We start from the raw sequence: 24,846 nt of genomic DNA on the forward strand, positions 1-24,846 counted from the left end.
GAGTCTTGCTTTTTTATTAAATACCAATTCACTACAAACCTTCACTACAAACCATTTATTGCAAACCACTCACTCAGCCCTCTATATTGGGCTGATTTTCGAAAAAATCAAGCCCATTTCGAATGATGGATAAAACTCAGCTCAAATTAACGCTTTTTGCCTTTTTTACCCTTATCCGCTTCTACGTAGGGGTTTTTAGCGGTATTCATCTGAATACGCAGAGGCGTACCGCGTAATTTAAAGACATCCCTAAAGCGACCTTCTAAGTATCGCTTGTAGCTATCAGTCACCCCACTCAAGGATGTGCCATGAATGACCACAATTGGAGGATTCATGCCCCCTTGGTGGGCATAACGCAATTTAGGACGGCCCATACCAACGCGTTTAGGCTGTTGATGCTCAATTGCCTCTTGCAAAATACGGGTTAAGCGTGGGGTTGGTAGTTTTGCCATTGCAGCTGCATAAGCAGAATCCACATCCTTAAAGAGCTCCTTAAGGCCTGTACCCTTTTTAGCGGAGATTGGGTGCACATTTGCAAAATCGAGGAAGCGGAGCTTTTGTGCAATCTCTAATCGAGCACGCTCTTTTACATACGCATCCAAGCCATCCCACTTATTCACTGCAACCACTAAGGCGCGACCAGCTTCCACAATAAATCCAGCGATGTGCGCATCTTGTTCAGAAATATCTTGCTGAGCATCTAACATCAAGATCACCACATTACAGTCAGCAATCGCTTGCAATGTTTTAACAACAGAAAACTTTTCAATCGCTTCAAAAACTTTGCCACGGCGACGCAAACCTGCAGTGTCAACCAAGATGTAAGGCTTGCCATTGCGCTCAAAGGGAACTTCGATCGCATCACGAGTGGTACCTGGCATATCAAATGCAATGACGCGCTCTTCACCGATTAATTTATTAATCAATGTTGACTTGCCAACGTTAGGGCGCCCTACTACGGCGATCTTCATTGGACGATTTGGATCGTTAACCAATTCATCTTCATCTGGCTCTGCAATACCAAGGGAATCTAATGCGTCGTCGATCAAGCCGCGCACACCATCACCATGCGCTGAAGAAATTGGGAACGGCTCGCCTAAACCAAGCTCATGGAAGTCGGCTGTGACAACGCCAGCCTGCATGCCTTCTGTTTTATTAACCGCGAGGATGACTGGTCGGCCAGTCTTACGTAAGAAATCAGCGATGACGCGATCTTGTGGCGCCATACCGAGACGACCGTCAACCAAGAAAATCACAATGTCAGATTCAGCAACAGCTTGCTTAGTTTGCTTTGCCATCTCAGCAACAATGCCGGTCTTGGCTACTGGCTCAAAACCACCGGTGTCTACGCAAATAAAAGCGCGCTCACCAATACGACCTTTGCCGTAGTGTCGATCTCTGGTTAGGCCAGAAAAGTCAGCCACCAATGCATCACGTGAACGCGTTAAGCGATTAAAGAGAGTCGACTTTCCCACATTAGGACGGCCGACGATAGTGATGACTGGATTCATTTTGGACTGTACGCCGCTATTTTTCCACCTTGAGATTGAACCAAGATGAGGCCACCTACCGCAATGGGGGCAGCCGAGATTGGACTGCTGTCGTGACGAATACGCGCAACCATTTCGCCATTCGCCTGTGAAAATGCATGGATATAACCTTGAGCATCACCCATGAGCAGCACTCTGCCCACCGCAAGCGACTCACCAACATCACGGAATGTCAGCTGGGTGTTTTCCCAAACTTGAGTGCCATCTTTCGTTGCAAAGGCGGTGACGTAAGACTTATCGTTTGCCGAGAAAACCATGTCGGTGCTTTGTGAGGTACCGGTATAACTTGAATAGTCTTTGAACCATAAAAGGTTGCCTGTACGAGCCTGCCCGCAACCAATACGTCCTTGATAAGAGACTGCGCAGAGGATATCGCCTTCCATACTTGGTTTAGCGGTGACATCATTCAAGCGCTCAATCTCTGAGAAGCCCTTAGGAAAAGAAACGGGTGTCTCCCAAACTAAGCCGCCATTAGCAATAGCAATCATCCCAAAGCGCCCACCAGTGAAACCAGTAACGATGACTTCATTGCCAATAGCCAGCATGCCGTAGCCAACACGCAATGACAATGCAGCCTGTTGACGCTGATAAGTCCATTTTTTAGCGCCCGTTAGCGCATCCAGTCCAATGAAGCGATTGTCTAGCGCGCGCACTACGACAACGCCACCGGCTACCACTGGCTCACTCAATACTTCACTACCAACGCTGACATTCCACATCGGCTTACCAGTATCGTCATAGGCGTAGACCACCCCCTTGGTGGTAACGGCAACAGTAGTACGGCCATCAGAGCCAGGGCCAACCGACAAATTCTCAGGAACGGATACTGACCAGACCTTATTGCCGGTTGCTAAATCAATCTTTACCAAGTTCCCACCATGAGAGGCTGCATACACCGCATCGCCAGCAACAATAGGATGAAAGTTAAAGGATTCAGATGAACCAATGCTAGTTGACCATACAGGCTGCAAATCAAATTGATTGGTAACGGTCACTAATTCAGCAGGTTTCCTTACTCTGGAGCTACCAGAGCATGCGGCTAAAGCAATTACCACGGCACCCAATACCAAGGCGGCGCCTAAGCGCATCGGTAAACGCTTCATTTCTTTAGTCATCACTGAGCAACTCCTCCAACAGCATCTAATTTAACCTTGAGAAGGCGACGCGCCTCTTCAGGAAATTCTTTTGCTTGGTCTAATTTTTTCCAGGCATCTTGATAGCTTACTTTAGCTTGCTCATTTTTCTTTTGCGCCAAATACCAATCGCCACGACGCTCAAGCCATAAAGATTCAAAACCAGCAATCGGTTTCTCATTCAATATTTGATCAGCCTCTGCAAAATCTTTTTCACTGCCCTGCTCAATCAATAGAGTTACTAGGCGTAATTTCGCCAATCCAAGATAACCATCATTGGATGCATTTTTTGCCGCCCAACGCAAATACTCCAAAGCTTTTGCGCTATCGCCTGCATCCGATGCAATTCGTGCAGCGATCAAACTAGACATTGCTGCGTAAGGTGTACGGCCAAAATCTTTTTGCAAGTCGTCTGTTGCGCGCAGAGTCTGGTCTTTATCGCCTTTAGCAATGGCACCTACCATCGTTTCATAAAGCTTAGACGCTTCGAGTGCCTGACTATTGCGCCACCATTGATAGCCACTGTAAGCAGCATAAGCAAACAACGCAACTGTAACGACCCCAGTAATAAGGTTACGGTACTTTTGCCAAAACGCTTTGAATTGGTCTAATTGTTCTTGTTCTTCTAGATCTAAAGGCATGTCAATCCAAACTTATTTAATAGGTAATTAGTATGTATTAGCTTAATTCTATTCGGAGGCGCCTACCAAGGCATCAATTGCAGCACCTAAGACATCATCCAGGGGTACAGACTTCTGCTCGCCCGTACCGCGCAAGTCCTTGAGTTGCACCTCATTCTTGGCTAATTCATCAGGTCCAATAATGACCGCAAAGGCAGCCCCACTACTATCAGCCTTCTTCATTTGGGACTTAAAGCTGGCTGATTGACCATCAGGAGGACAGAACAGGATGGTATCGATTCCAGCGCTCCGCAAGCGTTCAGCGATGATCATGGAGGCAGTCAACGTCTCGCCACCTTGATGCAATACAAAAATATCGCATTGAGCCTGAGCTTCTGGCAATGATCCAGAAACCTTCATTAATTCTAGAACCCGTTCCATACCCATCGCCCAACCACAAGCCGGCGCGGCTTTGCCTCCCATACGCTCAATTAATGGGTCATAGCGTCCACCGCCAGCAATAGTGCCTTGAGCACCTAATTCATCAGTCACCCACTCAAATACAGTGAGGTTGTAGTAATCAAGGCCACGAACTAAACGAGGATTAATTTTGCAGGGGATGTTATTTGCTTTAATTAATGCCTGTACCGCATTGAAATGCTTCAGCGACTCTTCGCCCAAGAAATCCAATAATTTTGGTGCGCCCTCAATCAATGCCTGCATCTCTGGATTTTTAGAATCCAAGATACGCAAGGGATTGGTAATGAGACGACGCTGTGAATCTTCGTCTAGCTGCGATTGATTTTTCTCAAAGTAAGTAACCAATGCGGCGCGGTGTTCAGCACGCTCAGGGGCCTGACCTAGGGAGTTCATTTCTAAACGAACGCCCTTCAATCCCAACTCGTCCCATAAACGCTGACCCATGAGAATGATTTCAGCATCAATATCAGGTCCGGCAAAGCCTAAGGCCTCAACACCAAACTGGTGGAACTGGCGATAGCGACCACGCTGTGGGCGCTCATGACGGAACATGGGGCCGGTATACCAAAGACGCTTAGGCCCTTCGTATAACAAATTATTTTCAATTACAGAGCGCACTAATGCGGCAGTACCCTCAGGGCGTAAGGTGAGTTGCTCGCCATTCAAGCGATCCTCGAACGAATACATTTCTTTTTCAACAATATCGGTAACCTCACCGATACCACGCTGAAATACTGCAGTTGCCTCAACAATGGGTGTTCGCAAAAACTCATAGCCGTAAGCACGAGTCAAATCACGTAATACATGCTCAAGATGAGCCCACTGCGCAGCATCTGCCGGTAGTAAATCATTCATACCGCGCACGCCATTTATCTTTTGCGTTTTCTGGACTTTGGTTTGCTTGTTCTCGTCAGTCATTTTTATTATTCTTCTTGTTAAAGCTTGGCAGCGTAGTTTTGTTTGACATAGTCATCTACGATCACCTGAAACTCTTCGGCAATTTTCTCACCACGCAGGGTTTTGACCTTAATTCCGTCGACAAACACTGGGGCTGCAGGGGTTTCACCCGTTCCAGGCAATGAAATACCAATATTGGCATGCTTACTCTCGCCTGGGCCATTCACGATACAGCCCATCACGGCGACATTCATATTCTCTACGCCAGGATGGGTTTTCTTCCAAATAGGCATTTGTTGACGCAAATAAGACTGGATATTCGCTGCCAACTCTTGGAAGGTGGTGCTAGTTGTTCTTCCGCAACCTGGACATGCAATTACCATCGGTGTGAAATTACGCAAGCCCATGGTTTGCAATATTTCCTGGGCAACGATGACTTCATTTTCACGAGGAGCGCCTGGATCAGGCGTCAATGAAACACGAATGGTATCGCCAATACCTTCTTGCAACAAAATACCCATTGCTGCAGTAGAGGAAACAATGCCTTTGCTACCCATGCCTGCTTCAGTTAGACCTAAGTGCAGCGGATAGTCGGAGCGACGTGACAGATCACGATACACAGCAACTAAATCTTGAACATTACTGACTTTGCAAGAAAGCAAAATTTGATCGGGATCCATGCCAAACTCAACCGCTTTTTCTGCTGACTGCAAAGCCGACTGAATCAAAGCCTCAATCATCACTTCTTGAGCAGTTTTTGGATTTGCCAGAGCTGCATTGCCATCCATGATCGAAGCCAGAAGCTCTTGATCCAAGCTACCCCAGTTCACACCAATTCGAATAGGCTTGTCGTATTTGCAAGCGGCTTCAATCATTTGCGCGAATTGTGGATCGCGCTTGGCGCCCTTACCCACATTGCCTGGATTGATGCGGTACTTCGAGAGGGCTTTAGCGCACTCCGGAAAATCATTTAATAAAGTATGCCCGTTGTAATGGAAGTCGCCAATCAATGGCACCAAGACATCCATCTTGTCCAACTGCTCACGAATATAGGGAACTGCAGCAGCAGCCTCTGGAGTATTGACAGTGATACGCACCATCTCCGAACCAGCGCGGGCTAATTCCTTTACCTGAATTGCAGTACCCACCGCATCCGCAGTATCGGTATTAGTCATTGACTGCACACGTACTGGTGCATCCCCACCAACGGTAATGATGTTGGTTTTCCAGGCAACGGTTGCTTGACGCGTTGCACGCTTAAGGGATGGGCCCAGCGGCAGTGGTGGCAATGATTGATTAGAGCTCATTAGGATCTATGGGTTGGGTTCTCATTTTTTACTTAAGCTTTTTGAGCCACTCGATGGGATGCTCGTTTGGCCCCAGATTGGTATCCTCATCAAACTCTTCATCCGACCCAACCTCTGTGAGCTCGATCTCAGTATTGTGAACAGCACGTTCACGCACACGGGTGCGGTCGACTACATCCCCTGCCAGCTGACCACAGGCGGCAGCAATGTCATCACCGCGCGTCTTACGCACAGTAGCCACCATGCCCGCATCTAAAAGGATACCGGCAAAAGCATTGACGCGTTGGGCTGATGAGCGCTTGAGGCCAGACTCCGGGAAAGGATTAAATGGGATGAGATTAATTTTGCACTTAATGTTTCTAAGTAAGCGCACTAATTCTTTTGCTTGGATGTCAGAGTCATTCACGCCATCGAGCATGCAATACTCAAAGGTCAAGAAATCTCTTGGCGCAAATGGTAAGTAACGTTCACACGCATCAAGCAGTTCACGCAGGGGATATTTTTGATTGAGTGGCACTAATTGATCACGTAATGCGTCATTGGGTGCATGCAATGAAACCGCCAACGCTACTGGACAATCTTGTGCGAGACGATCAATCATCGGCACTACACCTGATGTAGAAACTGTCACACGACGGCGTGATAAACCGTACGCCCTATCGTCCAGCATCAAGCGCAATGCAGATACAACGTTGTCATAGTTGAGCAAGGGTTCACCCATGCCCATCATCACCACATTTGAAATCACACGACCCGTGTGTTCCCAGCCTGGCGTTGGAAACTTTTCAATTCTGCGAATAGCCTCGGGGTCATTACGCAAAAGATGTTCAGCAAACCAGAGTTGGCCAATGATTTCGCCAGAAGTCAGATTGCGTGAGAAGCCTTGGTGCCCAGTTGAGCAAAAACGGCAATTGACTGCACAGCCTGCCTGAGAAGAGATACACAAGGTGCCTCGATCATCCTCAGGAATAAACACAGACTCGACCGCATTGCCAGCGCCCACATCCAATAGCCACTTGCGTGTGCCGTCATTGGCATGCTCATCTTTGATAACGGGGAGGGAAAGTACTTCAGCTTTATCTAGCAAAGTTGCTCTAAAGCTTTTTGCTAAATCACTCATATCATTAATGTCAGCTACACCGCGTTGGTGTATCCACTGCATGAGTTGCTTTGCCCTAAAGGGCTTTTCATTCAACCCCGCGACATACGCTGCCATTTGGTCAGCGTCAAAATCTAAGAGATTTACGCGCGGGGAGGTCACTGCGCCTACTTATAAATTAAATAGGTTGTTCGTTAGCAATCGTTGATTAACGATTGAAAACATTCATGCCAGGGAAGAAGAATGCAACTTCCACAGCAGCTGTTTCAGGAGCATCAGAACCGTGAACCGCATTTGCATCAATGCTGTCAGCAAAGTCAGCACGGATTGTGCCTTTTTCTGCCTTCTTCGGATCAGTAGCGCCCATCAAGTCACGATTCTTAGCAATAGCGCCTTCGCCTTGCAACACTTGAATCATCACAGGACCAGAAATCATGAAGCTCACTAAATCTTTGAAGAAAGGACGGTCTTTATGAACGCCATAAAACTGCTCAGCTTCATTTTGTGACAAATGCGCCATTCTGGAAGCAATGATCTTCAAACCAGCGGATTCAAAACGGTCATAGATTTTGCCGATGACGTTTTTAGCGACAGCATCAGGTTTGATAATAGAAAGGGTGCGTTCAATTGCCATGCAAGACTCCAATAGTGATTTCAAAGGTATTTGCTAGGTGAGGTCAATAAGCCACCCCACTCCAGCGACCCCCGAATTATACATTGCCTGACCGTATTTACCCCTATGTCTGTAGGGCTAAGCCCTTGAATTTACAGGGCATAAGCCTTTAATTTGTAGGTCTTTTCTATGGGGGCTTGAAATTAGGGTGTTTTGTCTATACTTAACCTCAACAGCCCTTCATGGGCTCTTGTATTCACTATGAAAAAGAAGGAGTCAATATGAGTGATCTGAACTCTTACGGCTTTGGCCAAACCGGCTCAATTAGTAATGTCCAGGTGCGCAACCGCGTTCTCCGTAATACTTATGCCCTCTTGGCGCTCTCCATGATTCCAACCGTGATTGGCGCCTGGCTTGGAGTGGCCATGGGTCTAAGCCTTTTCTCTGGTAGTCCATTTATTGGCTTTATCGTCTTCATGGCCGTAGCCTTTGGCTTCTTCTGGGCAATTGAAAAGAATAAAGATACAGGCGTGGGCGTTCTCCTGCTCCTGGGCTTTACCTTCTTTATGGGCATCATGATGTCCCGCTTGATTGGCTTCACCCTCAATAGCTATAGCAATGGTGCGACATTGATCATGTTGTCATTTGGCGGTACGGCTGCAATCTTCGCCACAATGGCAACCATTGCAACAGTGAGCAAGAGTGATTTCTCTGGCCTAGGCAAATTCTTGATGGTAGGCGTACTTCTCTTGATCATTGCCTCATTGGCAAATATCTGGCTGCAATTACCAGCGTTGATGTTGACAGTGATGGTGTTAGCCATTGCCATCTTCTCAGCCTTCATCCTGGTTGATGTTCAACGCGTCATCAATGGTGGCGAGACAAATTACATCATGGCTACTCTGGCTATTTATTTAGATGTCTATAACGTCTTCACCAACTTACTTGCCCTCTTGGGTATTGTTGGTGGTAATCGAGATTAAGGGAGATTAAGACACGCTAAAACTTTAGTGTGTTGTTCTCATTAGGCGCCTGCGGGCGCCTTTTTTACTACTGCTATTTAGTCTGTTTGTTTAGCTAAATAATTAAGTTGCTACAAACATACTCACAGCATAGGATAGCGCAAGCAAGATCAATAAGATTGCAAAACTATCTGAGGCTTTCATGACGCGCTCCCGAAGGTAAAAAGGGTTGGCAGTGATACGCCACTGCACAAGTTCAATCTACTCTTCTGTAAGACAGTGGTTTTGAGAATGCCGCACCATCAATAGGCTTGATGCACTAATTTAGCGCCCTTTTGGTGCAATTATTAAGCATCAGGAACACTCGAGAATGAAAGTTTAGAAGCGCCAACCCAAAGAAACGCCATAGGAATTGATATTAACCTTGTCGGTTGAGCCATCGTTCCATTGAATGGTTTTATAGTTTTGTTGCGATACCTCTACTCTAGTAAAGAGATGCTTGGTGAGCAGGTATTCGGCACCAATTCCGTAACTAGGTCCATTCAACCATTGATAGTAACCGGGTGATGAGTACTTCGACCAAGACCATCCAAGCTTGATATAGCCCAATAAATTTTCAGTAAACGCATAAGCTACTTTTCCGCCTGCTTCGATGGGGTGCTGTGCATCAGGATCAGAGCCCGCAGTATCCGTTGTAGCCAAATCATAACTACCATAGGCGCCAACTAGCCATTGATTATTTATAGCCTTGTATGCGTCAGCAGTAATACTGGGAATTCCGCTTCGACTAGTTTGTGAGCCGCCAGGTGTTGAAACATCAGTAATAGAATTTAATGCGTAGTCCACAGACAAACCAAAACCTTCAAAGTTTTGCGATTGACCATAAGCAATAGGCGCAGAAAGAGCCCATAGCAAAATTGCTATTTTTTCATGCAACTACCCCCTTGATACTTATTTTTATATATTACTGGCTACTATATCAAAAGGCTAGGCTTTATCAAAAACAGCCATAGACTCCACGTGGGAGGTGTGGGGGAACATATTAATAATGCCCGCACTACTTAATGTGTAGCCTGCCTGATGGCACAAGATCTCTACATCCCTCGCCAAAGTTTTGGGATTACAGGATACGTAAACAATCCGTTGTGGCAATAATTCACTTTGCGCAATATGCAACTCTGCAAGCGCTTTACAAATCTCCATCGCACCCTCGCGCGGCGGATCCATTAACCAACGCTCTGCTTTGCCCCACGATGCAATTGTTTCTGTTGTAACTTGGAATAAATCGCTTTGCATAAAGCTGGCCTTATCAACGAGTCCGTTATGCTCTGCATTGGCTTTAGCTCGAGTCGTCAGACTCTCCAAACCCTCGATCCCTAGGACCTGTTTTGCTTTTCTGGCTAACGGTAATGTGAAGTTGCCAATACCGCAAAACAAATCCAACACTCGATCTGTTTCTCTCACTTCCAATAAGCGAATAGCCCTACTGACTAAGGCACGATTCATCATATGATTTACCTGTGTGAAATCCGCAGGTTTAAATGGCATCTCTATCTCAAACTCAGGCAGCCGATAACAAAGCTTGCCGGTCTCGGGATAAAACGGTGCGACGGTCTCAATGCCTTTAGGCTGGAGCCAAACCCAAACCTGGTGCTGATCAGCAAACTCTCGGAGAAGCTGCTCATCTTCAGCCGTTAAGGGCTTGAGATTCCGAAACACTAAAGCAGTAACTGGTTTTGATTTCTTGGGATCATCCGAGAAGACATCTTCCGGCTCACCAACCGCAATCTCAATCTGCGGCATACGGTCAACGATCGATAATCCCATCACTAACTTGCGCATCTGCGGCAATAAGTCTGATACGTGCTTAGGCAAAATTTCACAAGCTAGCATGTCAGCTACATAGCCACTCTTACCCTCATGAAAACCAATCAGTACCGTACCTTTTTTTATGGAGCGATTGACAGCGCTTAGACGTGCTCTGTGACGATATTCCCAAGTAGGTCCACCCATCGGGCGCAGAATTTCTTCAGGCTTTACCTTGGCAATATGTTGCAAGTCATCCTCAAGCACACGCTGCTTCATCGCTACTTGCGCTCTAATATCTAGATGCTGCATGGTGCAGCCACCACACACACCAAAGGCTTTGCACTTAGGTTCCGCCCTAAACACAGCGGGTTTCAGAATATCGCGTACTTTGGCTTTGCTAAAGCGCGCTTTATTACTGGTGATGGTGTAACTGACCAACTCTGTTGGTAGTGCGCCTTTAATAAAGATCACCTTACCGCTTTGACCTTGGGCGGCCTCCTCCTCATTGGGGGCTAGGCGTGCAATCCCCTGAGCATCCAAATCCAGCGCTTCGACTTTAATTGGCTCAGTCACCTCTATATTGACTGGCTTATCCCCTCTACGCATCCGCAGAAAAACCTTGCAGATATTCTTGCCATTGACTGCCATTAGGCTCTTTAGATTCTTTTTCTAAATAAGACTTAACAAACTCAATTTCTTCTTGATATTCAGCGTGAGAAAAGCCACCACGCAGCAATTGAAAACGACAGTACATGAGATAAGTATTAACCACGTCAGTCTCGCAGTAACGGCGGATGTCATGAATCTTGCCATCCTGATAGGCAGGCCATACCTGACTGCCATCCATACCCATCTTGCCAGGGAAACCGCAGAGCTTGGCCAAGCCATCCAATGGTGCATTAGCGCGGCCGTTAAATTTAGCCAATAGATCCATCATGTCGAGATGGCGCATGTGATAACGACTGATGTAGTTATTCCACTTAAATTCTCGGCTATCAGAATCCTGGCTTTCACCCATCTCCCAGTAGCGCGGAGCTTGCACATGATTGGCTAAGGCGCGATAGTGCAGCACTGGCAAATCAAACCCGCTGCCATTCCAAGAAACCAATTGAGGGGTATATTTTTCGATGAGATCAAAGAAGGCTTGTATTAACACCTTCTCATCATCCTGCGGAGTGCCTAGAGTGCCCACTTTAATTTGTGGCAAACCTTCTTTAGTAGTCCTGCGGATCACACAAGAGATAGCAACAATCTTTTGCAGAAACAAGGGTAGAAATTCACTACCGGTCTTCTCTGCGCGCTCAGCCATCACTTTGCTAGCAACCTCGGTATCGCTCATGGAGTCTGGAAAATCCTCCAGACGACGCAATCCAGTGACATCTGGAATGGTTTCAATATCGAATACAAGAACGGTCGCCATGGCGCCTACCCTAGACCAACAACATTACTGCAAGTACGGCGTTGGATTAACTGGTTTGCCGTTAACGCGTAACTCGAAATGCAGCTTGGCTGCAGTAGTGTCTGTATCGCCCATCTCAGCGATCTTCTGACCCTTACGAACAGTATCACCCTCTTTTACCAAGAGCTTACTGTTGTGGGCATAAGCAGTGAGATAGGTGTTGTCGTGCTTAATAATCACGAGATTGCCATAGCCACGCAAACTATTCCCTGCGTAAACCACTTTGCCATCAGAGGCGGCAAGAACTGGCTCGCCGACCTTACCAGCAATATCGATCCCCTTATTTGCCTCACTGAACTCACCGGTGACCTTACCTTTTGCAGGCCAAGATAAACGAATACCTGGCTCAGCAACTACCTCGTTTTTCGCTGACTCAGGAGTGGAGGCTACTGAATCTGCTTTATCCGCTGCAGGTTTTTTCTCAGCCACTTTTGCGGGCTTAGTTCCCGCTGGTGCTTTAACCATGATCAAGTCACCGACCTCAATCACGTTGGGATTAAAGCTAGGATTGGCTGTCTTGTTCCACTGCACCACATCACGCGGTGCCTGACCATGGTCCAAAGCAATGCGCGCCAAGGTGTCACCTTTTTTAACGCGATAGTAACCAGGGGGCGCAGGCTCAGTTGAGCCACCGCTACGATCAGTCACGCTAGCAGGCTTAGTGCGAGGTGTAGAACATCCAACCATCAACATCAAAGATGAGGACATGAGCGCGGCGAGGAAAAGCTTCAATAAAGTGGATGACATTAAATTGGGTTCTGAATTGGTGAATTCATCATAAATCTCATACTACCCCTGATTGTAAGGGTACAAAAAAGACCCCGTCCAGTACAGTTCTTTGATAGCGCTGGGAACTCATTCTTTCAACCATTACCAGCTGCTGCTCTTTGTCATTCTTGACGACTGGGGCTACTAAGCGTCCACCTATCGATAACTGATCTAGCAAGGCATCCGGAATACCCAAGCCAGCTGCAGCCAAAATAATCCCATCAAATGGAGCAGCCTGAGGCAAACCTAAAATACCGTCGCCATAGATCAAACGAAGGTTGTTAATGCGAAATGGGCGCAACTTAGCTCTTGCCATGTCATGTAGCGGACGAATACGCTCTATGGAGTAAACCTCGTCTGCCAATAAACTCAGTACCGCCGCTTGGTAACCGCAACCAGTGCCAATCTCCAGCACTTTGCCAAGTTTATGTTTAGGCTTGTGAAGCAACTCAATCATGCGTGCCACTACTGATGGCTTAGAGATAGTCTGCTCGTGACCAATTGGTAGCGCAGTATCTTCGTAGGCTTGCGCATGTAATCCAGCATCCATAAAAGCGTGACGTGGGACGGTGGCAATCGCCTCTAATGTTTTACCGTGCCTTACTCCGCCAGCATGTACTTTTGCTGCTAGGGCCTGCCGATAGACAGCAAAGCGTTCGGTTGGAGCCTTCAACCGCGATCCCAACCATTCGCGCGCATCGCTGCTAAGCGAGCATGGTGCGTTAAATCCAATTGCATAGGCGTGATCGAAACACATCCTTCAGCAATCGCATGAAAGTCCGTACCCTCTGAACCCTCTTTGACATCGCCCGCAGCGCCGATCCAGTAGATCTTCTCACCACGCGGACTATCCTGCACCACTACTGGTTGAGAGTGATGACGATTACCGAGGCGCGTTACACGCCAGCGATACAAATCAGCATAAGGGCGATTGGGGATGTTGACGTTCAGTAGTGTTGCTGTACCCTCAGTACGAGCCAAGGCAGAAACCAGCATTTGGGCCACTACATCATGCGCCGCTTTAGCGGCATCTTCAATGCGATTCCAGCCGCGATCAATTTGCGAGAAAGCAATGCCTGGCACACCAAACATCACACCTTCAACTGCGGCAGCAACAGTGCCTGAGTAAAGCGTATCTTCACCCATGTTTTCACCTTGATTGATGCCAGAGATCACTAGGTCAGGTTTCTCATCCAAAAATCCTGTCATGGCAACGTGCACACAATCGGTTGGTGTACCATTGACAAAGAAAAAGCCATCCCGCTCGCCACCAGCAACGCGATGAATCGACAATGGTCTAGATAATGTGAGTGAATTCGAGGCACCGCTATGGTTCTGCTCAGGAGCAATCACGGTAATACGACCCAAGGGACGTACCGCCTCTACTAAAGCTAGCAAGCCAGGAGCTAAATAGCCATCGTCATTAGAGACCAGGATGTGGGGTTGCTTAGACATGATTAAACGAGTCCTGGTTTGTGTTTGCCACGCGCTCTCATTGCTGCGTAGATCACTGGCAATACTAGTAAAGTCAAAATAGTTGTGGTGATCATTCCGCCTACAATCACAAGGGCCAATGGACGCTGCGCTTCCGAACCAATTGCATGTGACAGCGCTGCCGGCAAGAGACCAAGGCCAGCTAGCATCGCGGTCATCAGAACAGGGCGCACTCTCAAGGCAGCCCCATCAACCATCGCATCTTTCATAGCGCCATGCTCTTGCGCAACAGTTTTATTGATACAAGAAATCAAAATCACGCCATCCTGAATCGCAATACCAAATAACGATAAGAATCCAAACAAGGCAGAAATGCTTAAAGTCTCACCGCCAAGATGCAATGCGATAATGCCGCCGATAGCCGCAAAAGGTACGTTAATCAGAACAATGATGGCATCACGGAAGTTGCCTAGAGCAGTCACTAGCAGCAAGAAAATTGCCACCAGTGTTAATGGAATAATGACCATCAGCTTTTGCTGCGCAGCCTTCATTTGATTGAATTGGCCATCCCATGCAATAGAGTAATTGGCGGGTAATGCCACATTCTTCTCCACTAAATATTTAGCATCCTCTACGGCACTCCCAAGATCACGATCACGCACACTAAAAATCACAGCAATATAGCGTTTCCCAGCTTCGCGGTAAATAAAGAATGGGCCATCAGTTAATTCAACATTGGCGACCATACCCAAAGGTACCCTGGCACCTGAAGGGGTATCAATCAGTAAATTAGCAATATCGGGTAAATCGTTTCGGCTTGACTCATTTAAACGCACCGCAATACCAAAAGTTTTTTCATCTTCCAAGAAATTACTAACTGGTGCCCCACCAATGGCATTCGCCACTACAGTCTGAACATCTCCGACATTTACACCATATCGCGCCGCTCGCTCACGATCGATTTGAATATTCAAGGTTGGCTGACCAAGCTCCCTCAAAATACTTTCGTCCTCAATACCGCGTACTTTTTTAAGCTGATCAATAACTTCATGAGCTTTAGTATTCAGAATATTCAGATCGGTACCAAAAATCTTTACCGAGTTCTCACCCTTGACACCCGACAAAGCCTCATTCACGTTGTCTTGAATATATTGAGAGAAGCTAAAGGAAACTCCAGGAATACGATTGAGCTCACCCTGTAAACGTTTCAAGAGGTCGGCTTTTGTAGTGCCCTTAGGCATCGCTTCTGGGGATTTCAGATACAAACCATACTCTTGATTAAATACCCCGGTAGAGTCAGTACCATCATCAGGGCGCCCAATTTGGGCGGCAACATGGTCTATCTCAGGCTGCCTTGTAAAGGTTTCTCGCAGCTGATTGGCTATGCTAATGGAATAGTCCAAATCTACTGTATTGGGCAAGACAACCCGCAACCAAATATTGTTTTCCTCAAGAGTAGGCAAGAATGCCGTACCCAAACGGGTAGCGCTTATTAAAGTAATCCCCAACACCAAAATAGATATCGTAATTACATGCCGAGGATGATCCATGAGACGTCTAAGTAATGGCTTATAGCGACTGAGTATCCAAGTGATAAATTTTGGTGGCTCATGGTGGAAGTTTTCACCAAACGAATATGAAATCGCCGCCGGCAAAAATGTCAGACTCAAAATAATCGAGGCAATTAACGCAAAGCCCATGGTGAAGGCCATGGGCTTAAAAATAATTCCCTCAACTCCACCCATTAAAAATAAGGGGGAATAAGCAACAATAATGATGCTGGTGGAATACACCATGGCCCTTTGTACTTCGGCAGTGGCCAAAATAATGCTTTGGTTTAAGCGTTTTCCGCCATCCTCTAGATGGCGCATAACGTTTTCAGTGATGATCACTGCGGCATCTACAATCACGCCAAAGTCAATGGCTCCTAAAGAAATTAGATTAGCTGGTACGTTAAACACGTACATCATGATGAAAGAGAAACACAGTGCCAGCGGAATGACAACTGCAACTACTGCGGCGGCCCTAAAATTTCCTAAGAAGATATACAGCAATATCAAGACCATAGAGATGCCAAAGAACATCGTATGCTTTACTGTGCCGACAGTAATATCTAATAGCACCTGACGATCATAGAATGGCTTGACTTCAATGCCAGGAGGCAATACATGGGCATTGATTGTGGTAATTTTTTCACGCACTCGCGCCAAGACTTCGGAGGCATTCTCGCCGCGACGCAAATAGACGATTCCTTCTACTGAGTCAGGATTTTCGTCAAACTGGAACAAGCCCAAACGTGGTGCATTGCCAATTTCTACCGTTGCTACATCACCAATACGAACGGGCACGCCATTATTAACAGCAATCACCACGCGCCTAATATCATCTAAATTCTTTAGCAAGCCGACACCGCGTACAACAAACTGCTGTTCACCACTTGGCAAAACACCGCCGCCAGTATTGTCATTAGCCTTTGATAAGGCATCAATTAGCTGCGCCACAGTAATATTTTTAGATTGCAGGCTCTCTGGGCGAACAATCACGTTGTACTGCCGTACCTTCCCCCCAAAGGAAGAAACGTCTGCGATTCCCGGTGTTTGTTTGAGCTCTTTATAGATTTCATAGTTCTGCAAAGTCTTTAGTCGGGTTGGAGACGCATAGTCAGACTTAACTTGGTAACGCAAGATCTCGCCAGTAGCATCCGAATCAGGACTCACACTTGAACTTACGCCCGGGGGGAAAGTCACATTTCCCAAGTTGGAAATAAAGATTTGGCGTACTTTAAAAGGATCTGCGTTGTCATTAAATTTGAGTGTGACAACAGAAAGACCAAAGAGAGATACCGAGCGGAATGCCTTAACTCCGGGAATGCCAGCGAGTGCATTTTCTACTGGAATAGTCACCTGCTGCTCTACTTCGGTTGTACTTCTTCCAGGCCATTGGGAGATCGCTTGGATGGTGAGCGGCGCTACACCAGGGTAAGGCTGAATAGGCAATTGCTTGAGACTATATCCGCCCATACACAATAAAACAAAAGAAGCGAAGAGGATGAGAACACGTTTATCTAAAACGCTCCTTAGAAAGTTCGTTGCGAAACTCAATTACTCCTCCTGCTTCGCAAAACGATCATTTAACAAGACCGCGCCATCCGTTAATACTTGCATACCAGGCTCAACACCTTCGGTCACCGCAAATTGTTTGCCATCAAGATCGAAACCTTTCACCACAAAACGTCTAAAAGTATCCGGGGCCGTTCTGATAATGACATAACGCATCTCGCGAACCCGCACAATAGCAGTCTGTGGCAAAACGACAGCCTGCGATGAGCCAACCTGTAGCTTGCCCGAAGCAAACATATCCGGACGCAATAAACCATCGGAATTATCAACATCACAACGAATCACTAAGGCCCTGGTATCCGGATCAAGAGTGGGCGCAATAAAATTAGTTTTAGCAGTGAATACTTTGTCCGGATAGGCTTCAGTACGCAAAATAATGGTTTGACCTTTTTGAATCTTGGCAATATCTTGCTCGTATACATTACCCAAGAACCATAAGGCCTTCGGATCTGCCAAGGTGGCCAAAACATCGCCAATGTTGGCAAAAGCACCAGGCTCTACTGCACGCTTCACTACCACGCCATCAATTGGTGATCGCACCACTAAGTTGGTTTGCGTTTTACCAGTCTTTTCTAGGAAATGAATGTCGCCATCACCGGCACCTAAATTACGAATGCGGTTGGCAGCAGCCTCTTGTGTAATACGAGAATCCGACAATAAATCACCCATCGCTTTATTACCCTCTAGAATCTTCGTAGTCTTAGAGGACAGTAGATATTCTTGCTGAGCAGAAATAAAATCTGGGCTATACATCTCCAAAACAGGAGAGCCCACTTTTACTTGCGCACCATCAAAGGCGTCAATCCGCTCAACCCGTCCAGCAGCTCGAGCCGAGAGCACTTTCGATTTTTCAGCATTAAACGTCAAACGACCAGGCATAGCTAACTCAACTGGAACATCCGATTTAATGGCCTCGGTAAATACATAAACATCTGGATTTAAATTGAGACCTGGGAGCTTTAACTCCATCGCACCAGACGACTCTACCTTTAATGACTTATCATTTTTTTCAAGCTTGACTGGACGGTTCACATTAACAAATAGCCCTATCACAATGCCCAGCATCAAAATTGAAATACAAATGATCACTAAACGCAGTCGAGCGCGCGTCTCCGGTGGTAGCGCCCAATAGGAGCGATGGATATTATTTGTATTCGCATCAATGCGCGCTACAAATTGAACTTTTAGCTTATGCGCTTCTGCAAGAGCTCGCTGGTAAATGGCAATCAGTTTATGCTTCAAAACAACTCCTTAAAAAGGTTCTTTACCGGCCGTAGCCAATAAAACAGCTTGCGCTTGCAATAAATTACTCTCCGCAAGAGCCAGCTGAATTTCCAAGCCGCGTAATTGCGTTTGTGCTGTTAACAAATCATTGAACCCTTGGCCATTATTGGAATACTGAGTTAATCCGACCTTGTATGCGGCATCAGCCTGAGGTACTTGCCTATCCCTGAGAAAGTTTGCCGCAGTTCTGGCTTGCTCATAAGAAGCGTAAGCTGAGTTCACAGCCAACACGATCTGTTGACGATTAGAAATATCGCTTGCCTCAGCAGAAGCTTGATTGCGGATCGCTTGTTCTACCCCGTACTTTTCTTTGGTGAAAAAATACAAAGGAATAATGAGGTCTAACTCTAACTGGTAAAACAAGGCACCGTTATTGGCTGAAAATGGTCCGCGTGGGGTATAGGAAGAACCAATCACCTGGAAATCTGGCAAGTAGGCCTTCTTCGCCAAGGTCACCCCTTTGCGAGCGGCCTCCAATTGGAGGGCAGATCCTTTTAGACTTGGGTGACTAGACTCAGCGTAATCCTCTAACTCTATCAAGGTTGGCATTGCATTCATCGAACGGCGGACATCGCCTTTGAGAACAAGCTTTTCACGTGAGTGGCGCCCCACTAAAGTATTAATGTTGTTTAACGCTACTTGTAGCTGGCGCTCTAAATTAAATTGATCTGCTTCTGCAGAACTTTGAGCAACTTGAGCATTTAAATACTCAACATAAGCAGCAGCATTATTCGCATAGCGAGCCTTCGCAACATTCTTAATCATCTCCAAACGAATCACCGACTCTTTTAGCACTTGCAACTGCTTTTGCGCAGCAAGCGCGCTGTAATACAGCGTAGATAACTGTGCACCTAACTGCAAATAGGCTGCTTCAGATTGAGCCAGCAATGCCTCTGCATTGGTATCGGCAATATCAGCAGCTAAACTCTTTTTACCAGGAAACTGAAATGGCTGAGCAATCGAAATTGAGTTATTACTACTAATTCCACCGGGGTATTGCTGAGATGGTGCATTAGCACCACCTAATGCAAATGGGGAGTTAGCCGGCATACCGGACCACACTAGACCAACCTGTGGATTAGCTGGTGCTGCAATTTGAGGCACAGTTGCTTTCGCCGATAAATACGATTCACGCAATGCGCCAAGCTGGGGATTATTGAGTTTGAGCTCACTCCAAAGTTGGCGTAAATCCATTTCTGATGAGCCAGTTGATGCGTTGTTGACATAAATCTTTGGGGTATTTTGTTTGGTAACTGGTGCAAATAGTTCCGTAGCCTTTGAGGACTTATCCTTAGCACTCAGCTGAGCACTAATTGAGGGAGGCGCAGTTAAAGATGTATCACCTGTTTGCACGCTGACACTTGCCGGCGTGATGTCATTGGTAGCGGACTGCGCAAACACAGAGCAAGCAAAAGTCGCAACTACCAAGGAAGTGATGCAGTGAGCAGCATTGAATGCGCTAATTTTGCGTGTAAGGATTAACAAATGCGGCAGCCTCTAAATCAATAAAAATGCTGTTTTTATAGCTCCAGATGCAGATTTCGACCAAATTTAAACGCGATTCTGGAGGTTTTAAGGATTATAGGGGATAAAGGATAAAAGTCGAATTATTAAAATTCTCTATGTTATTGATTCTAAAGATAATAATTATGGATCGAGTCTAAAAATTCTTAGAACTCGGCATGAATCCTAAAAGACACAACATTTACAGGGCCGCGAGCAGCATTGTAGGCTGGGTTCATGATGTGCTGATAGTCGAGACCCAAGAGGACATTTTGAATCACCAAAGCGTTGTAGTACACCTCACTAATTTGTTCAGGCTTATAACTAATAGACTGACTTGGACCTGCGTAAGGATAAGGGGTGTCACCAATGAAATTGGAAATTCCTCCTGCTTGTAAATAGGCTCTTCGATTAGATGAAATGCCATTGAGCATCGCAGATAGGCCTATCGTATCTTTGGCCCTACCCCAGCGCTCACCATTAATCCCCATACCAACAGATAAAGAGCTGTCGGCCTCTGCAAAAGCCATAGTTTCTGTATGGCCATCGGATGTGAATGCCCGCATGTATATACCCATGTCCTTGGTCAAGGCTTGTTCAGCATTTAAACCAATACCGGTTTTGACTTGAGCGCTATTGCGAACATTGACAATAGCTTGAGTGCCCTGAGCATTATTCACCAACAAATAATTAGTAGCGTCAGTAAATCGTGCCATAACCATGCGATTACGGTAACCTAGGACACTGACCTTACCCGGTAAGCTGCCAATACTATGCTGACGCTCTACCTCAATCTGATCACCGTAAGAATTAAAAATTTGCCAGTTCAGATCGCGCCCGTTTGGGTCTTTTGGAGCTAGCATGCGTGAGGCTCTAAAGACCCAATTATCACGATACCACTCACCCGCCAAGCCCCAGCTATAGCCGCGCGCATCGGCTGCGTAGTCATAAGATAGGTAAGTCATATTGCCCCAGTTCATAAATTGCACGCGGGGATCTTTAGCGTACCTACTGTCATCAAAAATATCTAATGTAGAAAACTGTCCTGCAGTAATCACAAATCGATTGCTGCTGACTGTTTGACCAATCTGGTTGGCATCATTTTCTAACTCGACCTTACCGCCCTCTTGGTTAATCGTTTGACGCAAGAATGCGCGAGCAGAATAAAAGTGGGCTTGTGCACCTTGTGCGCGAGTTGCCTCGCCATTGGTAGGACCACCTAAACCTGTCAATCCAGAAAAAGGCACCCCAGAAACTACTTCAGGATTGAAATAAATATCAGTATCAGAGGCGACACGTGCACCAAAAAATAGCGTCCCCGACCAGGTATAACTCATCGACTTATCGGGTAGCAAACTGTTTTGCCCCTGATAAGGGGAATTGAATGCGTTGTAGCGCTGATTAATATAGGTAGTTTGACCGTGTACGTTTACAGGCAACCCTAGGATCTCACCTTCTGTTGGCAATCCCTGAATTGCTTCTGCAAAACTCGCAATTTGGTCGGCGCCTGACCCTGCCCGCTGTGCGTACACAGAAGCAGTGACAAAACTTAACAAGAGAATGAGCAAAAGCTTGCGGGTCATTCACGATTTCTGATGAGGTTGCTGAACCTAGTGGTTATGGCAACAGATTGAAGGAAAAATCAGTGCACTCACGGCCTGGGATTGAAGCCCAAGGGCGGCGCAGTCCAAATTATCCCCAAAAAGAGGCAATTTACCTAGTCTTTATGTCCTAGAGATGACAGATCAGGGAAGAATCACTGATAGATTGGGCTCGCATTAGTCTTGGGTGTGCCCTGAAAACAACTCAAGGAGCAATCAGAAGAATTAACGGCGATCCATTAAGGCGCGAGCTAAGGTGCCAGCATCCACATACTCAAGCTCTCCTCCTACTGGGATGCCTCGTGCAATACGCGTAACTTTGATGCCTTTAGCTTTAAGTACCTCGCCAATGTAATGAGCAGTAGCCTCACCTTCACTCGTGAAATTCGTAGCCAGCACCACTTCCCGAATCGACACACCAGTATCAGGGGTCTCAATGCGATTGAGTAATCGATCAAAGCCGATTTCATTTGGACCCATGCCATCGAGTGGTGAGAGACGACCCATCAATACAAAGTAGTTACCTTTAAAACTGAGCGTCTGCTCCACCATCACTTGGTCAGCAGGCGTTTCTACTATGCAAAGCAAAGAAGGATCACGGCGACCATCGGAACAAGTACCGCAAACCTGAGTTTCTGAAAAAGTATTACAACGCGCGCAGTGCCCTACTGTTTCAACTGCCTCACCCAATGATTGAGCGAGTACTGCCGCACCATTACGGTCATGCTGCAATAAATAGAACGCCATGCGCTGCGCTGACTTGGGGCCTACCCCAGGCAGAACGCGTAATGCCTCGATCAATCGCCCGAGTGCATCTTGAGGTGCTTCTATGCGCGCCATTAAATATTCAGGTTCGTATTTAACAAAATTGAATTAGAACGGTAACTTAAAGCCAGGGGGCATTGGCATGCCAGCAGTGGCGCCAGACATCATCTGGGCACTTGCCGCTTCCACCTGTTTGAATGCTTCTGTGTAAGCAGTCACGATGAGGTCTTCCAACATCTCACGATCATCCATGGCGCCTGGATCAATCTGCACACGTTTGAGTTCGTATTTGCCAGAGACAGTTACTTTTACCAAGCCACCGGCAGCTTGACCAGTTACTTCCAACGCAGCCAACTCGGCTTGCGCAGTCTTCATCTTCTCTTGCATCTGCTGAGCCTGTTTCATGAGGCCAGCAAGTCCACCTTTCATCATCGCTTTATTTCCTTAGTGGTATTAATTGTGATTTATGAATATTGATATTGAATTAAAGAGGTTTCACAGAACCGCCAACTACCTTGGCACCAAACTCTTTTTCTAATTGCTGAATAAATGGATCGGCAGCAATCATTTGCTCCGCATTCATTCTTTTCTCTTGATGAATCTGGGCATCCACCTTGGCCACTGTCTTACCTTCTACTTCGCCCTTTTCAATTACGATCTTGACGGGCTTGCCAAAGTGAGTTGTAAGCGCATCAGCCAAACGACCAACAGAAGCTTCTGAAGCTAACTGCGGCATCGGCGTGAGGATAGTTGCACGCACCCCAGAAGCTGAATCATTCCAATCTTGCAACTCTGTCTGAAATGCTAACTGCTGCACCATCCCTTTAACGGGTAACTGACGCATCAAGGCATGCCAATCAGGACGCTCGGCAGAACTGGCCACGGAAATTTGTGCAGCTGGTGCTGACGGTGTAGACACTGGAGCGGCAGGCGCAGCTGCTCTAGCAGCAGGTGCTGGTGCAGACGCTATTGGACGAGCAGTATTGACTGGTGGAGCCGATGGAGATGACGGTGCTGGAGAAGAATTACTTCCTCCGCCGCTATTGCCTCCGGGACGGAACGCCAACATACGTAATAGGGTCATGGCAAAGCCAGTTTGCTCATCCGGTGCCAGCGATAAATCTGGACGACTTGTAATCGTGATTTGATAGAAGAGTTGCGCCTCTTCTTTTGTGAGCTGGCCTGCCAAGCGACAAATCTCGCCTGCTTCTGGCCAATCTTCTAAAACGGATTCTGGAACGACTTGGGCTGCTGCAATTTTTTGCAACAGACTAGAGAGATCTTGCAACGCCAATGAGAAAGACATGCTGCGCTCACCCATTTCGTTTGCGACTGCAAGAAGGCTTGCACCATCTTTAGCAATCAAGCAATCTAAAATACGGATGAGATAAGCATCATCTAATGTGCCAAGCATGCCGCGTACGGATTCTTCGCTAACTCTGCCAGCCGCATAGGCAATGGCCTGATCGGTTAGCGACAAAGCATCACGCATTGAACCTTGAGCCGCCTTGGCGAGAACACGTAAGGCATTGACTTCGCACTCCACCTTCTCAGCAGCGAGCACTTTTTCTAAATGTTCAACAATGAGCGGTACTGGCATTTGCTTGAGGTTGAACTGCAAGCAACGAGACAGAATGGTAACTGGGATCTTTTGTGGATCGGTAGTAGCTAGAATAAATTTGACGTGCTCTGGCGGCTCTTCCAAGGTTTTAAGCATGGCATTGAAGGCATGATTGGTGAGCATATGCACCTCGTCAATCATGTAGACCTTGTAGCGCGCATTGCTGGGTGCGTAAGCTGCCTTTTCTAGGAGGGCAGCAATATCGTCAACGCCACGATTACTTGCAGCATCCATCTCTATATAGTCAACAAAGCGACCAGCATCGATTTCCATGCAAGCTGGGCATTTTCCGCAAGGCTCTGAAGTCATCTTGCCGGAACCATCAGACCCCGTGCAATTGAGGGCTTTAGCCATAATTCGGGCAATCGTGGTCTTACCTACTCCACGGGTACCCGTAAAGAGCCATGCGTGGTGCAGACGACCCTGATCCAAAGCATGGGTTAAGGCCTTAACCACATGGTCTTGGCCGACTAATTCAGAGAAGGTTTTGGGGCGCCACGAACGGGCTAATGCCAATGCTGTCATGTCTTACATTCTAACAAGCTAAAATGGAATTGGATGGGCCTCCCCGCATGGTGGGTTGGATAACCTGGTCAGGTCGGGAACGAAGCAGCCAAACCCAATTTCTGCCAGTGCCGGGGGTTTGGCTCATCCACCCTTACCCCCCATCAAAAACAGTTATTCAGAAGATCTTCAGAATCCTAAAAATCCCCCAAATTATCCAGATAATTAGCAAAACCAGAACAGTTCGCGCATCCAGCGAGATTCTGAATAACTGCAGGTGCTTATGGGAACACTCAATAGAAACTCGCAAAGCAAGCC

Annotated in this window: 20 protein-coding genes, 1 other RNA gene and 1 pseudogene; 2 read left to right on the top strand and 20 right to left on the bottom strand. The window is 46.8% G+C overall.

Translation table 11 applies throughout. The annotated features are described in order from the left end of the window. Positions 1–146 precede the first annotated feature (146 nt). Genes der through ndk form a run of 7 tightly spaced genes read right to left on the bottom strand, consistent with a single transcriptional unit; the run spans position 147 to position 7,720 of the window. On the bottom strand, positions 147–1,511 hold the full coding sequence (der, locus tag ICN40_RS02990; RefSeq protein WP_216242101.1) for a ribosome biogenesis GTPase Der: 1,365 nt from the start codon (positions 1,509–1,511) through the stop codon (positions 147–149). Then, a complete protein-coding gene (gene bamB, locus ICN40_RS02995) occupies positions 1,508–2,665 on the bottom strand; it encodes an outer membrane protein assembly factor BamB (RefSeq protein WP_216242103.1) in 1,158 nt (385 codons plus the stop codon). Before bamB ends, der begins: the two co-directional genes overlap by 4 nt. Beyond that, complete coding sequence (locus tag ICN40_RS03000) at positions 2,665–3,324, bottom strand: tetratricopeptide repeat protein (protein ID WP_216242105.1); 660 nt, start codon at positions 3,322–3,324, stop codon at positions 2,665–2,667. Before ICN40_RS03000 ends, bamB begins: the two co-directional genes overlap by 1 nt. A gap of 48 nt (positions 3,325–3,372) precedes the next feature. Then, positions 3,373–4,701, bottom strand: a complete 1,329-nt coding sequence (gene hisS, locus ICN40_RS03005; protein ID WP_216242107.1) for a histidine--tRNA ligase — start codon at positions 4,699–4,701, stop codon at positions 3,373–3,375. Positions 4,702–4,718: 17 nt separating this feature from the next. After that, positions 4,719–5,987, bottom strand: coding sequence for a flavodoxin-dependent (E)-4-hydroxy-3-methylbut-2-enyl-diphosphate synthase (gene ispG / locus ICN40_RS03010; protein ID WP_216242110.1), 1,269 nt, complete (start codon positions 5,985–5,987; stop codon positions 4,719–4,721). A 28-nt stretch (positions 5,988–6,015) separates the two neighbouring features. Beyond that, positions 6,016–7,248 carry a 23S rRNA (adenine(2503)-C(2))-methyltransferase RlmN gene (gene rlmN / locus ICN40_RS03015; protein WP_215321836.1) on the bottom strand — a complete coding sequence of 411 codons (1,233 nt, stop codon included), beginning with the start codon at positions 7,246–7,248 and terminating at the stop codon, positions 6,016–6,018. Between the two features lie 46 nt (positions 7,249–7,294). Beyond that, positions 7,295–7,720, bottom strand: a complete 426-nt coding sequence (gene ndk, locus ICN40_RS03020) for a nucleoside-diphosphate kinase (protein ID WP_071465494.1) — start codon at positions 7,718–7,720, stop codon at positions 7,295–7,297. A 260-nt stretch (positions 7,721–7,980) separates the two neighbouring features. Between ndk and ICN40_RS03025 the strand changes: the two genes are divergently transcribed. Continuing rightward, positions 7,981–8,682, top strand: coding sequence for a Bax inhibitor-1 family protein (locus ICN40_RS03025; RefSeq protein WP_215321835.1), 702 nt, complete (start codon positions 7,981–7,983; stop codon positions 8,680–8,682). A gap of 357 nt (positions 8,683–9,039) precedes the next feature. Here the strand turns inward: ICN40_RS03025 and ICN40_RS03030 are convergent, their stop codons facing one another. The 13 genes and pseudogenes from ICN40_RS03030 to dnaX all read right to left on the bottom strand — a co-directional run bounded on the left by ICN40_RS03030 (position 9,040) and on the right by dnaX (position 24,549). Continuing rightward, the gene (locus ICN40_RS03030; RefSeq protein WP_216242111.1) at positions 9,040–9,597 is read right to left on the bottom strand and encodes an outer membrane protein; all 558 of its coding nucleotides are present in this window, start codon (positions 9,595–9,597) and stop codon (positions 9,040–9,042) included. Between the two features lie 51 nt (positions 9,598–9,648). Continuing rightward, complete coding sequence (gene rlmD / locus ICN40_RS03035) at positions 9,649–11,076, bottom strand: 23S rRNA (uracil(1939)-C(5))-methyltransferase RlmD (protein WP_216242460.1); 1,428 nt, start codon at positions 11,074–11,076, stop codon at positions 9,649–9,651. Next, positions 11,069–11,890, bottom strand: a complete 822-nt coding sequence (locus ICN40_RS03040) for a 3'-5' exonuclease (protein ID WP_216242114.1) — start codon at positions 11,888–11,890, stop codon at positions 11,069–11,071. Before ICN40_RS03040 ends, rlmD begins: the two co-directional genes overlap by 8 nt. Positions 11,891–11,914: 24 nt before the next feature. Then, a complete protein-coding gene (locus ICN40_RS03045) occupies positions 11,915–12,676 on the bottom strand; it encodes a peptidoglycan DD-metalloendopeptidase family protein (RefSeq protein ID WP_216242115.1) in 762 nt (253 codons plus the stop codon). Between the two features lie 37 nt (positions 12,677–12,713). Further along, positions 12,714–13,337, bottom strand: a pseudogene (locus ICN40_RS03050) (protein-L-isoaspartate(D-aspartate) O-methyltransferase); the annotation flags it as partial. Between the two features lie 29 nt (positions 13,338–13,366). After that, on the bottom strand, positions 13,367–14,152 hold the full coding sequence (gene surE / locus ICN40_RS03055; protein ID WP_216242119.1) for a 5'/3'-nucleotidase SurE: 786 nt from the start codon (positions 14,150–14,152) through the stop codon (positions 13,367–13,369). Positions 14,153–14,154: 2 nt separating this feature from the next. Further along, on the bottom strand, positions 14,155–17,232 hold the full coding sequence (locus ICN40_RS03060; protein WP_216242121.1) for an efflux RND transporter permease subunit: 3,078 nt from the start codon (positions 17,230–17,232) through the stop codon (positions 14,155–14,157). After that, complete coding sequence (locus ICN40_RS03065; protein ID WP_216242123.1) at positions 17,233–18,492, bottom strand: efflux RND transporter periplasmic adaptor subunit; 1,260 nt, start codon at positions 18,490–18,492, stop codon at positions 17,233–17,235. Between the two features lie 9 nt (positions 18,493–18,501). Next, positions 18,502–20,019 (bottom strand): TolC family protein, encoded by a 1,518-nt coding sequence (locus ICN40_RS03070; RefSeq protein WP_072582159.1) that lies wholly within the window; start codon positions 20,017–20,019, stop codon positions 18,502–18,504. Positions 20,020–20,204: 185 nt separating this feature from the next. Then, positions 20,205–21,620: a carbohydrate porin gene (locus tag ICN40_RS03075; protein WP_216242125.1), complete on the bottom strand. Its 1,416-nt coding sequence runs from the start codon at positions 21,618–21,620 to the stop codon at positions 20,205–20,207. A gap of 243 nt (positions 21,621–21,863) precedes the next feature. Then, complete coding sequence (gene recR / locus ICN40_RS03080) at positions 21,864–22,478, bottom strand: recombination mediator RecR (protein ID WP_072582157.1); 615 nt, start codon at positions 22,476–22,478, stop codon at positions 21,864–21,866. A 33-nt stretch (positions 22,479–22,511) separates the two neighbouring features. Beyond that, positions 22,512–22,835 (bottom strand): YbaB/EbfC family nucleoid-associated protein, encoded by a 324-nt coding sequence (locus tag ICN40_RS03085; RefSeq protein WP_215359808.1) that lies wholly within the window; start codon positions 22,833–22,835, stop codon positions 22,512–22,514. A 52-nt stretch (positions 22,836–22,887) separates the two neighbouring features. Further along, positions 22,888–24,549 carry a DNA polymerase III subunit gamma/tau gene (dnaX, locus tag ICN40_RS03090; protein ID WP_216242127.1) on the bottom strand — a complete coding sequence of 554 codons (1,662 nt, stop codon included), beginning with the start codon at positions 24,547–24,549 and terminating at the stop codon, positions 22,888–22,890. Between the two features lie 32 nt (positions 24,550–24,581). On the opposite strand from dnaX, the gene ffs reads away from it, so the two are divergent. Continuing rightward, positions 24,582–24,680: signal recognition particle sRNA small type (gene ffs, locus ICN40_RS03095), an RNA gene on the top strand. The last annotated feature ends 166 nt before the right edge of the window (positions 24,681–24,846 follow it).

It is taken from the genome of Polynucleobacter sp. Fuers-14 (assembly GCF_018882045.1).
Lineage (GTDB): Bacteria > Pseudomonadota > Gammaproteobacteria > Burkholderiales > Burkholderiaceae > Polynucleobacter.

What these genes read in the sequence shown, in the direction of transcription:
- surE (WP_216242119.1), bottom strand. Translation starts at nt 14,152, where the DNA reads ATGTCTAAGCAACCCCACATCCTGGTCTCTAATGACGATGGCTATTTA.
- dnaX (WP_216242127.1), bottom strand. Translation starts at nt 24,549, where the DNA reads ATGACAGCATTGGCATTAGCCCGTTCGTGGCGCCCCAAAACCTTCTCT.
- ICN40_RS03025 (WP_215321835.1), top strand. Translation starts at nt 7,981, where the DNA reads ATGAGTGATCTGAACTCTTACGGCTTTGGCCAAACCGGCTCAATTAGT.
- rlmD (WP_216242460.1), bottom strand. Translation starts at nt 11,076, where the DNA reads ATGCGTAGAGGGGATAAGCCAGTCAATATAGAGGTGACTGAGCCAATT.
- ndk (WP_071465494.1), bottom strand. Translation starts at nt 7,720, where the DNA reads ATGGCAATTGAACGCACCCTTTCTATTATCAAACCTGATGCTGTCGCT.
- ICN40_RS03000 (WP_216242105.1), bottom strand. Translation starts at nt 3,324, where the DNA reads ATGCCTTTAGATCTAGAAGAACAAGAACAATTAGACCAATTCAAAGCG.
- der (WP_216242101.1), bottom strand. Translation starts at nt 1,511, where the DNA reads ATGAATCCAGTCATCACTATCGTCGGCCGTCCTAATGTGGGAAAGTCG.
- recR (WP_072582157.1), bottom strand. Translation starts at nt 22,478, where the DNA reads ATGGCGCGCATAGAAGCACCTCAAGATGCACTCGGGCGATTGATCGAG.
- ICN40_RS03075 (WP_216242125.1), bottom strand. Translation starts at nt 21,620, where the DNA reads ATGACCCGCAAGCTTTTGCTCATTCTCTTGTTAAGTTTTGTCACTGCT.
- ICN40_RS03085 (WP_215359808.1), bottom strand. Translation starts at nt 22,835, where the DNA reads ATGATGAAAGGTGGACTTGCTGGCCTCATGAAACAGGCTCAGCAGATG.
- ICN40_RS03040 (WP_216242114.1), bottom strand. Translation starts at nt 11,890, where the DNA reads ATGGCGACCGTTCTTGTATTCGATATTGAAACCATTCCAGATGTCACT.
- bamB (WP_216242103.1), bottom strand. Translation starts at nt 2,665, where the DNA reads ATGACTAAAGAAATGAAGCGTTTACCGATGCGCTTAGGCGCCGCCTTG.
- ICN40_RS03045 (WP_216242115.1), bottom strand. Translation starts at nt 12,676, where the DNA reads ATGTCATCCACTTTATTGAAGCTTTTCCTCGCCGCGCTCATGTCCTCA.
- ispG (WP_216242110.1), bottom strand. Translation starts at nt 5,987, where the DNA reads ATGAGCTCTAATCAATCATTGCCACCACTGCCGCTGGGCCCATCCCTT.
- hisS (WP_216242107.1), bottom strand. Translation starts at nt 4,701, where the DNA reads ATGACTGACGAGAACAAGCAAACCAAAGTCCAGAAAACGCAAAAGATA.